The organism is Nocardia sp. PLKS1-43, assembly GCF_059510335.1.
In genome coordinates, this window is the sequence record NZ_JCAJZQ010000058.1 from 1 (window position 1) to 391 (window position 391).

General features: G+C 68.0%; 1 protein-coding gene. It reads left to right on the top strand.

Annotated features, from left to right (window positions below; translation table 11 throughout):
* Window positions 1-391: beta-ketoacyl synthase N-terminal-like domain-containing protein (locus AC5WS7_RS40660; RefSeq protein ID WP_495959993.1), on the top strand; the 391-nt coding region annotated here is incomplete at both ends.

Below are 391 nucleotides of genomic sequence, written 5' to 3' on the forward strand. Positions count from 1 at the left end.
ACTCCAACTGCGCGGCACCCCGACCGGCGTCTTCACCGGTATCAGCAACCAGCCGTACGGGACGGGATCGACCGACGGCGAAGGCTACCGGTTGATCGGCTCGGCATCGAGTGTGGCGTCGGGTCGGGTGGCGTATGTGCTGGGTTTGGAAGGGCCTGCGGTGTCGGTGGATACGGCGTGTTCGTCGTCGTTGGTGGCGTTGCATCTGGCGGTGCAGTCGTTGCGGTCGGGGGAGTGCGATCTGGCCCTGGCCGGCGGCGTCACCGTATTGTCCACGCCCGCGGTCTTTCCGGAATTCAGCCGGCAGCGGGTGCTGGCCCCGGACGGCCGATGCAAGGCATTCGCCGATTCCGCCGACGGGATGGGATTCGCCGAGGGCGCGGGCGTTGTC